Here is a 9937-nt window from a genome sequence, read left to right as displayed (position 1 = left end):
AGACCACAACTGCGTCTTGAAGACCGACGTCACGCAGGTCCCGAATTCGCCAACGGCATCCCCCTGGTCCGGGGGCGCGCGCATGGAAATGCGCGCTTCTGAAATTCGCCCTTGTGCACTCCCTCGCCCGATCGGGACACTCGACGGACCAACTTGGCATGGACGCGACCTCCTCTCTCGGGGGTGCGGCTGTGTCGTTCGTCCTCCGGGCCCGGGTGCCGCATCCCGACCCTGGGCTCAACCCCCCACTGGAGGTGCCGAGTTGAAGATCCGTCGGGTGTCCGTGCGTGCCGTGCCGGCCGTCGCGGCGGCCGCCGCCCTCGCCGTGGTGACGCTCGTCCCGCAGCAGGCCCAGGCCGCGCCGGGTCCGCTCGTCCCCGCCGCCGCCCTCGCGGGGCTCACGGCGCTGACGGCCGCGGGGTCGTACTACGACGAGGGGACCGGGCGGCTCGTGGTCAACGTGCTCGGGCGGGACGCCGAGGAGATCGTCCGGGCGGCGGGCGCGCTGCCCAGGCGGGCCCGGTTCTCCCAGGCGCGGCTGGACGCGACCCGGCGGGTGCTGGACGACCGGGCGGCGATCCCCGGCACCGCGTGGGTGACGGATCCCAGAGTCAACCGGGTCGTCGTGACCGCCGACAGCACGGTCAAGGGGGAGCGGCTGGCCCGGCTGAACGAGGTCACCTCGAAACTCGGCGACACCGTGACCGTCCGGAGAATCGGCACCCGGCTCACCCGGATGATCGCCGGCGGCGACGCGATCCGGGGTGGCTCCGCCCGCTGTTCGCTGGGCTTCAACGTCGTCAAGGACGGACAGCCGTATCTGCTGACCGCCGGGCATTGCGGCAACGTCGTGGCGAACTGGTCGGCGGAGAAGGGCGGGCCGGTGGTCGCCACCACCCAGACCTCCGTCTTCCCCGGCCACGACTACTCCCTCGCGAAATACGTGCCCGGCGTCGAGCACCCCAGCGCGGTGACCCTCAACGGCCGCCAGACCCAGCCCATCACCCATGCCGCACCCGCCTACAACGGTGAGTCCGTGCGGCGCAGCGGCTCCACCACCGGGGTGCGCGGCGGGCGGGTCACCGGCGTCGACGCGACCGTCAACTACCAGGAGGGGCAGGTCACCGGGCTGATCGAGACGACGGTGTGTGCCGAGCCCGGCGACAGCGGTGGTCCCCTGTTCGACGGCGACGCGGCGATCGGCCTGACCTCGGGCGGCAGCGGGGACTGCAAGGCCCCGGGCGCGAAGACGTACTACCAGCCGGTGCCGGGGGCGCTGGCGGCCACCGGGGCAGCCATCGGCTGACCCCGCCACGGACCGCGGCCCCCGGACACACCTCCACGGTGTCCGGGGGCCGCTTTTCGCGCGAGGGCGCGCTCCGGTCGGAGCCGGGGCCGGTTTTCCGGCTCGGCTCAGAACTCGAAGACCGTGCCCTTGCCCGCCTTCATTTCGCACGGGTTGGCGAACGTGTGCTCGAAGCTGACCCGGCGGCCTTCCCAGACGCCTTCCGCGGTGACGGTGGAGGGGTTCCACTCCCGCGTGCACATGGTGCCGTCCTTGATCTTGACGAGCTTGTCGAAGTCGCCGTCGCTGAGGCGCAGCTGGGCGCAGGCGCCGCGGGTGTTCGGGTGGGTGCCTGCGGGCTTCGGCGTACAGGTGAGCGTCACCGCGCGCTGAACGCCCGCGGTCGCCGCCGAGTCGCCCTGGCCGATGGTGAGTACGAGCGCTGAGGGCGCGTACAGACTCTGCGTCTGCGCCGCGGGTATCGGCGAGGGCGAGGCGGTCGCCGTCGTTCCCGCTCCCGCCAGGCTGCCCAGCGCGAGCGCGGCTCCCAGCGCGATCCCCCCAGTGATGTACCGCATTCCGAACACTCCCTTGTTCGTCGGTGCAGATAACGGACGGCAGTCTGGCCCAACTTGAGCATGAACGCACCCTGGGCGAGCACTTTCGGTCGTCACCCGAAAGCACTGTGTAGTGGAGCGCGGTGGCTGGATCTCGCGCGGGGCGGGCCCCCTCGGCGGTGCCACGGGAGTGCCGGGTGAAGAAGCGAGTCCGGATCGGCAGGATATGGAGGGATTTAATGTTTCAGCAATGTTGACCAGCGAGGACGCCTTGTTTTCATCGACAGAACGCCGAGACGACCTTTGGAATTATTGCTTTTGACCCCTTGAGGCGCAGGATCCAATGATCCCTGAACTGGCTCCGGCGGCCCCCGCCGCCCGGCCGAAAAGCGGCTCGCCCCGTGACCGTGCGGCGGTCACACCGAGTCCGGAGCCTCGCAGCAATGGCCGAAGACCGCTCAGACCGACCGTTCGGTCTGTCGTCCGACGGGGGTCGTGACGGCCGTCAGTCCGTCGGGACCGCGCGCCCGCGCCGGAGCGCCGCCGAGAGCAGGGTGGCCGCCGTGCCCGCCACGGCCCACGCGGAGAGCACCAGCAGCGGGCCGGTCAGCGCGTTGCCCCGGAAGTAGGCGAGGGAGCGGGCCGACCAGGTGCCCGCGCCCGGGGGGAGGGCCGGGCCGATGGCCCGCCAGAAGGGTGGCAGCAGGGGGTAGGGGTAGGCCCCGCCCGCGCTGGGGTTGCCCAGGACCACGACGATCGCGATCGCCAGCCCGATGCCGACGACGCCGGCCAGCCCCTGGAGGGCCAGCGTCAGGGAGCCGACGGCGAAGACGACCAGCGCGCCCAGCCCCCACAGGCCGAGGATCCCGCCCGGCAGCGCGCCCAGCACCGGGCCCGCGATCACCGTGCCGAGCAGGCCCGCCGCCAGCGCGTAGACGGCGAGCGCGGCCAGCCGGATGACGGCCCGGTGGACGTTCGCGGGACGGGCGCCCGCGCTGATGGCGAGGATCGCGGCGCACAGGTAGCCGCCCACGCACCAGCCCACGACCAGGTAGAACGCGCTGAGGCCGCGGGCGTCCCCGGCGGCGGCCGGGGCGGTGTCGACGACCCGCAGGGCGCGCCCCTCGGCCCGTTCGGCGCGGGTGAGGACCGCTTCGGCGGCCTGCGCGAGCGAGGCGCCCGCGCCCCCGGCGACGAGCAGGGTGTCGGTGGTGCCGCGCGGATGGACGACCAGGGCCGCGTCCAGCTCCCGGGCGCCGATCTCCGCACGGGCCCGCGCCTCGTCGGGGACCGTGCGCGGGTCCAGGGGGTGGCCCGGCAGCGCGTCGAGCTTCGTCACCAGCTGGTCGCCCAGCGGGCCGGGCGCGACCACGCCGAGCGCGATGTCCTTGGGCTTCGGGCTGTGGAAGGCGCCGACGTAGGAGGCGACGAAGGCGAGCTGGAGCACCAGCACGCCGATCACCAGGGCCGCCGCCCGGCCCGTCACGGCGTCCCGGACCTCCTGGACGAAGCGGGCGCCGCCGCCGGGTGTGCTGACCATGCCCCGAGCCTGCGGGGTCCGGGCGGCGGGCGCAGTCGGTGCGGTCCGGCCGGGTGACAGGAGTGGCGTTCGCACTCGTGTTCGCACGAACGTTCGAGTAGTGGTTTATGGTGGAGACAGGAGGGGCGAAAAGAATCGGCCAAGGGGAGGGTGATCGCGAGCGGCAGGAGGTGCGATGGCGGCGTTCCGGGCGACCCGGGCCCCCGGGTTCACACACCTGCGCGTCGCGTCCGGCTTCTCGGCGCGCTACGGGGCCGCACACCCCGAGTGGCTGGCCGAGCGGGCCGCCGAGCGCGGCATGGACGCCCTCGCCCTCACCGACCGCGACAGCCTCGCCGGCACGGTCCGGTTCGCCAAGGCCGCGGCCGGCGCGGGCGTGCGCCCGCTGTTCGGCGTGGACCTGGCCGTCTCCGGACCGCCGCCCGCCGACGGCCCCACCGTGCGCCACCGCGCCCCCGCCCGCGGCGGTGCCTTCGTCGACGAGTCCGCGCCCCGCGCGGTCTTCCTCGCCCGCGACGGCGCGCCCGCCTGGGCCGCGCTGTGCGGGCTGGTCTCCGCCGCCCACGTGAGCGGCGCCGAGCGGCCCGAGGTGCCCCGGGAGGAGCTGGCCCGCGCCGCCACCGGGATCCGCGCCCCGCTGACCGTCCTGCTCGGACCGGACTCGGAGATCGGCCGCGCGCTCGCCGCCGGACGCCCCGACCGCGCCGCACGACTGCTGCGGCCCTGGCGCGAAATGTTCGGTGACGGGCTGCGGCTGGAGGCCGTCTGGCACGGCCGCACCGGCACCGGCCCCGGCTCGCTGCGGCTCGCCGCCCGTACCGTCGGCTTCGCCGCCGACCAGGGCGTGCGCGCCGTCCTCAGCAACGCCGTCCGCTACGCCGACCCCGGCCAGGGGCCCGTCGCCGACGTCCTCGACGCCGCCCGCCGGCTCGTGCCCGTCGACCGCCGCCGGCCCGAGGCCCTCGACAGCGGCGAACGCTGGCTCAAGGACCCGGCCGCCATGACGGCCGCCGCCGCGCGGATCGCCGAGGCCGCCGGCCTCGGCCGGGCCGGCGCCCACCGGCTGCTCGCCACCACCGAGGACACCGCGGCCGAGTGCCTCGTCGACCCCCAGGACCACCTGGGCCTGGGCTCCGTCCACTTCCCCGAGCCCCACCTCGTCGGCACCGGCCCCCGCACCGCCGCCCGTGTGCTGCGCTCCCGCTGCGCCGCCGCCCTGGTGCTGCGCGGACGCGACCGCGACCGCCGCTACTGGGACCGGCTGGACGACGAGCTGCGCATCGTCGAACAGCGCGGCCTCGCCTCCTACTTCCTCACCGTCGCCCAGGTCGTCGACGACACCCGCGCCCTGGGCATCCGGGTCACGGCACGGGGCTCCGGCGCGGGCTCCCTCGTCAACCACCTGCTCGGCATCGCCCACGCCGACCCCGTCGAACACGGCCTGCTGATGGAGCGCTTCCTGTCCACGCGGCGGACCGCGCTCCCCGACATCGACATCGACGTCGAGTCCGCCCGCCGTCTGGACGTCTACCGCGCGATCTTCGACCGCTTCGGCGCGGAGCGCGTCGCCACCGTCGCCATGCCCGAGACCTACCGGATCCGCCACGCCGTACGGGACGTGGGCGCCGCCCTCGGCATGGCACCGGAGGTCGTGGACCGGCTCGCCAAGTCCTTCCCGCACATCCGCGCCCGGGACGCCCGCGCCGCGCTCGCCGAGCTGCCCGAGCTGCGCGAGATCGCCGCCGGGCCCCTCGGGCCCGGCAACACCCGGCTGTGGGAGCTGGTCGAGGCGCTGGACGCGCTGCCGCGCGGGGTCGCCATGCACCCGTGCGGGGTGCTGCTCTCGGACGCCACGCTGCGCGCCCGCACCCCCGTCGTGCCCACCAGCGGCGAAGGGTTCGCGATGTCGCAGTTCGACAAGGACGACGTGGAGGACCTCGGCCTGCTCAAGCTCGACGTGCTGGGCGTGCGGATGCAGTCCGCCATGGCCCACGCCGTCGGGGAGATCGAACGGGCCACCGGGCGCCGGATCGACCTCGACGACCCCGCGCAGGTGCCGCCCGGCGACCGGCGGACGTACGCGCTGATCCGCTCCACCGAGACCCTCGGCTGCTTCCAGATCGAATCGCCGGGACAGCGGGACCTGATCGGACGGCTGCAGCCCTCGACCTTCCACGACCTCGTCGTCGACATCTCGCTCTTCCGGCCCGGCCCGGTCGCCGCCGACATGGTCCGGCCCTTCATCGAGGCCCGCCACGGCCGCGCCCCCGCGCGCTACCCCCACCCGGACCTGGAGGAGGTGCTGGCCGAGACCCACGGCGTGGTCGTCTTCCACGAGCAGATCATCGAAATCCTGCGGATCATGACCGGTTGCGACCGGGGCCGCGCCGACGAGACGCGCCGCGCGCTCTCCGACCCGGCGCGGGTCGGCCGGGTACGGGCCTGGTTCGCCTCGGCGGCGGAAGCGCGCGGGTACGCGCCGGACGTCGTCCGCCGCACCTGGGAGATCGTCGAGGCGTTCGGCAGCTACGGCTTCTGCAAGGCGCACGCCGTGGCGTTCGCCGTGCCGACCTACCAGTCGGCCTGGCTCAAGGCCCACCACCCGGCGGCCTTCTACGCCGGGCTGCTCACCCACGACCCGGGGATGTACCCCAAGCGGCTGCTGCTCGCCGACGCGCGACGGCGCGGGGTGCCGATCCTGCCGCTGGACGTCAACCGCTCGGGAACGGCCTATTCGATCGAACTGGTGTCCGATGATGTGCTTGGGGTGCGGCTCGCGCTCTCCGAAGTGCAGGGCATCAGCGAGGCCGAGGCGCGCCGGATCGTCGCCGGGCGCCCGTACACCTCGCTCCAGGACCTGTGGCAGCGCGCCCGCCCGGGGCGGCCCGTGACCGAACGGCTGGCGAGGGTCGGGGCGCTGGACGCCTTCGGCGCCAACCGCCGGGACCTGCTGCTGCACATCGCCGAACTCCACCGCGGGCAGCGGCGGGTGTCCGCCGCCCAGCCCACGCTGATCGACAGCGCCCGCACCGAGCCCGCCGGCCTGCCCGACCTGGACGCGGCCGAACGGCTCGGCGCGGAGCTGTCCGTGCTCGGCATGGACGCCTCCCGCCACCTGATGACCGATCACCGCGCCTTCCTGACCGAGCTGGGCGCCATCCCGGCCCGCCGGCTGCGCGACGCCCGCCACGGCGAGACCGTCCTGGTCGCCGGCGCCAAGGCCGCCACGCAGACACCTCCGGTGCGGTCGGGGCGACGGGTCATCTTCACCACCCTCGACGACGGCACGGGCCTCGTGGACTGCGCCTTCTTCGACGACAGCCACGCGGCGTGCGCGCACGTCGTCTTCCACTCCTGGCTGCTGCTCGTCCGCGGCGTCGTCCAGCGGCGCGGGCCGCGCAGCCTGAGCGTGGTGGGGGCGGCGGCGTGGGACCTGGGGGAGCTGGCGGCACTCCGGGCGGAGGGTGGGCTGGGGGCGGTGGCCGCCGTTCTGGCAGCGCCGACCGCGCCGGGAGCGCCTGTCGGCCGGCGCATCCGGCTGTCCAACGGCTACGCCATGCACCCGTGGGCGGATCTGCAGCCGGCGGGTGAGGGGGCGCCCACGGGGCGGAAGTTGTGGCACGCGAGTTCGGGGAGCGCGGGCCGATGACCGGGGCTTCGCCCCGGAACCCGGGTCGGCGCGGCCCGGTGGGCCGGGTTGTGCCCACCCGTTCCGCCCTGCGGAACGCCTGCCCACAACCGGGGCTGATTCAGCCCGTCCGGCGTTTGAGGACCGGGGGTCCGGGGGCGGAGCCCCTGGAAGAAACGGGAAGGGGCGGGGCTGGGGAGACAACCGTCCTGTACGTGCACTTCCACGCACCCGAAGGCGCTCTCGGCGAGGAGGCGTACGACGGCCTGCTCGCGCTGCTCGCCGAGGTGACGCCCGTCGTGGAGGCGTTGCCGCCCGACGCCGCGCTCGCGGAAGTACGCAGCGCCGTGCGCTACTTCGGGCACGACCCGGCCGAGCTGGCCACCCTGCTGCGCGTCCGCGCCCTGGCGCGATACGGCGCCGACTGCACCGTCGGCATCGCGAGCAACCCCACCCTCGCCCGGATGGTCGCCCGCGACGGCCCGCCCGGCGCCGTCCGCACGCTCCCCGACGGGCCGGACGCCGTCGCCGGCTTCATGGCCCGCAAGCCGGTCGCCGCGCTGCCCGGCGTGGGGCCCGCCACCGCCCGTGCGCTCTGCGCGTACGGGCTCGACAGCGTCGGCCGGGTCGCCGGGGCGCCGCTCCACACCCTGGAGCGGATCCTCGGCGCGGCCGCCGGGCGGCGGGTCCACGAGCGGGCGCGCGGCATCGACCCGACGCCCGTCACCCCGGACGCCCGGGCGCGGTCGATGGGGGCGGAGCACCGCTTCGCCACCGACGAGCTGGACCCCGACCACCGGCGCCGCGCGCTGCTCGCGCTCGCCGACGGGCTGGGCGCCCGGCTGCGGGGGAGCGGCCAGGTCGCCCAGGGGCTGAAGCTCACCGTCCGCTACGCGGACGGCTCGTCGAGCACCCGCGCCAAGTCCTTCGCCGAACCGACCGCGCACTCACCCGACCTGATCGCCGCGGCGTACGCGCTGCACGCCGCGCTCGCCCTCCAGCGGGCCAGGGTGCGGTCGGTGGCGCTGCGCGCGGAGCGGCTGCGCGACGGCGGGGCCGCCGCGCACCAGCTGTCGTTCGACCCCGCCGACGAGAAGGCCCGACGCGTCGAGGCCGTGATCGACCGGGCGCGGGCGCGCTTCGGTCCGGGGGTGGTGGGCCCCGCCGCGGCCCTGGACCGGCATGACGACGTGGCATGACGAGATGGCGTGACGAGATGGCGTGACTTGAGCAAGTCATTGCGATCTTTGTGATTTTGCTTGACGCAAGCAAAGATCGCCCGCAATCTACCCGCAAGTAAGTTCACGACTTTTTCACACGCCCGTAACAGCTGTTGCCGGCGCTGTTCGGCGTACCCACCCCCCACCCGCGAGGAGCTCAGATGAAGCAGCGTCGCAGCGTCTGGAGAGCCGTCAGATCCCTGCTGCCCGCGCTCGGCCTGGCCGTGGCGGCGGTCGCGATGCCCACCACCGCGTCCGCCGCCACGGCCTCGTCGTTCACCGCCGGCAGTGCCGGCACCGTCAGCAGCGGCTGGAACGACGACTCGTGCAGGCCCTCCGCCGCCCACCCCCGCCCCGTCGTCCTCGTCCACGGCACCCTGGAGAACGGCACCAACAACTGGTGGTCCTTCGCGCCCTACCTGACCGCGCGCGGCTACTGCGTCTTCTCCTTCGACTACGGCAAGATCGGCGTCCCCGGGATGTACGGCCTCGGCCCGGCCGAGAAGTCCGCCGGGGAGCTGGCGCGGTACGTCGACAAGGTGCTGGCGGTCACCGGCGCGGCCAAGGTGGACATCGTCGGCCACTCGCAGGGCGGCATGCTGCCCCGCTACTACCTGAAGTTCCTGGGCGGCGCCCCCAAGGTGAACGCCCTCGTCGGCATCGCGCCCAACAACCACGGCACCACCCTCTCCGGGATCGCCAAGCTCCTGGACGTCGTCCCGGGCGCCCGGAAGGTCATCAGCGGCACCGCCACCGGCCTGACCGACCAGGTCGTCGGCTCGGACTTCATGAAGAAGCTCAACGAGGGCGGCGACACCGTCCCCGGCGTCCGCTACACCGTCATCGCGACCCGCTACGACGAGGTCGTCACCCCCTACCGGTCCGGGTTCCTCGACGGTCCCGACGTCCGCAACGTGCTGGTGCAGGACCTCTGCCCGGTCGACATCTCCATGCACCTGACGCTCGGCACCATCGACCGCGTCGCCTTCCACGAGGCCGTCAACGCCCTCGACCCCGAGCACGCCACCCCGGCCACCTGCGCCTCGATGCTCAGCTGACCCGGACCGATCCGTATTCATGGGGGCCGCACTCGTGTGCGGCCCCCGGCCCCGTTGGGGTCAGGCCTTCTTGACCACGCTGGACTTGAGCTGCATGGCGCCGAAGCCCTCGATCTTGCAGTCGATGTCGTGCCCGGCCACGCCCTCCACGAGGCGGATGTTGCGGACCTTGGTGCCCGCCTTGATGCCGGTCGGGTGGCCCTTGACCTTCAGGGTCTTGACGACGGTGACCGTGTCGCCGTCGGCGAGGACGTTGCCGACCGCGTCCCGGATCACGCCCTCCTCCGCGGCGCCCGCGGATTCGGCGGGGGCGGGCGTCCACTCGTGGCCGCATTCCGGGCAGACCAGCAGCGCGCCCATCTCGTAGGTGTAGGCGCCGGAGCACTCGGGGCAAGGGGGCAGGTTCTCGTTCACCAGGACAGTGTATGGCGAGGTCTGCAAGCATGACGAATTGCAAAACTTTGCAATTCGCTACATGATGGCTTCGCTGTGCCCGTAGGTAGCCGCGGGCACAGCATCAGACGCTGCCTCCGCGTCGGAGGCCGGTGACGCGAGAGGCTGGGGTTTTCGTGCCGGTTCCGCTGTATCAGGCGAAGGCCGAGTTCTTCCGGATGCTCGGGCATCCGGTCCGGATCCGTGTACTGGAACT

At 73.8% G+C, this 9937-nt stretch carries 7 protein-coding genes and 1 pseudogene; 5 read left to right on the top strand and 3 right to left on the bottom strand.

Going from position 1 to position 9937, the window contains the following annotated elements; translation table 11 throughout:
* The first annotated feature begins 262 nt into the window (after nt 1–262).
* A complete protein-coding gene (locus IE096_RS30935; protein WP_229820766.1) occupies nt 263–1306 on the top strand; it encodes a S1 family peptidase in 1044 nt (347 codons plus the stop codon).
* Between the two features lie 107 nt (nt 1307–1413).
* On the opposite strand, the gene IE096_RS30930 is transcribed toward IE096_RS30935, so the two are convergent.
* Entirely contained in the window at nt 1414–1863 is a 450-nt protein-coding gene (locus IE096_RS30930) for a subtilase-type protease inhibitor (RefSeq protein ID WP_189457406.1), read from the bottom strand.
* Nucleotides 1864–2347: 484 nt separating this feature from the next.
* Nucleotides 2348–3382, bottom strand: coding sequence for a YhgE/Pip domain-containing protein (locus tag IE096_RS30925; protein WP_189457405.1), 1035 nt, complete (start codon nt 3380–3382; stop codon nt 2348–2350).
* 175 nt (nt 3383–3557) lie between these two features.
* On the opposite strand from IE096_RS30925, the gene IE096_RS30920 reads away from it, so the two are divergent.
* The 3 genes from IE096_RS30920 to IE096_RS30910 all read left to right on the top strand — a co-directional run bounded on the left by IE096_RS30920 (nt 3558) and on the right by IE096_RS30910 (nt 9288).
* Entirely contained in the window at nt 3558–7031 is a 3474-nt protein-coding gene (locus IE096_RS30920) for a DNA polymerase III subunit alpha (RefSeq protein WP_189457402.1), read from the top strand.
* A gap of 188 nt (nt 7032–7219) precedes the next feature.
* Nucleotides 7220–8209, top strand: a complete 990-nt coding sequence (locus IE096_RS30915; protein WP_229820768.1) for a DNA polymerase Y family protein — start codon at nt 7220–7222, stop codon at nt 8207–8209.
* A gap of 182 nt (nt 8210–8391) precedes the next feature.
* A complete protein-coding gene (locus IE096_RS30910; RefSeq protein ID WP_189457398.1) occupies nt 8392–9288 on the top strand; it encodes an esterase/lipase family protein in 897 nt (298 codons plus the stop codon).
* Nucleotides 9289–9348: 60 nt separating this feature from the next.
* On the opposite strand, the gene IE096_RS30905 is transcribed toward IE096_RS30910, so the two are convergent.
* Nucleotides 9349–9702 (bottom strand): zinc ribbon domain-containing protein YjdM, encoded by a 354-nt coding sequence (locus IE096_RS30905; protein ID WP_189457395.1) that lies wholly within the window; start codon nt 9700–9702, stop codon nt 9349–9351.
* Between the two features lie 155 nt (nt 9703–9857).
* Here IE096_RS30905 and IE096_RS31725 point away from each other — a divergent pair.
* Nucleotides 9858–9937 (top strand): annotated as a pseudogene (locus IE096_RS31725) (transcriptional regulator); the annotation flags it as partial.

Origin of the sequence: Streptomyces abikoensis (assembly GCF_014648775.1) — a bacterium.
Classification (GTDB): Bacteria; Actinomycetota; Actinomycetes; order Streptomycetales; family Streptomycetaceae; genus Streptomyces; species Streptomyces abikoensis.
Note: the sequence above shows the minus strand (reverse complement) of the source record. Positions and strands in the feature narration are given on the sequence as shown.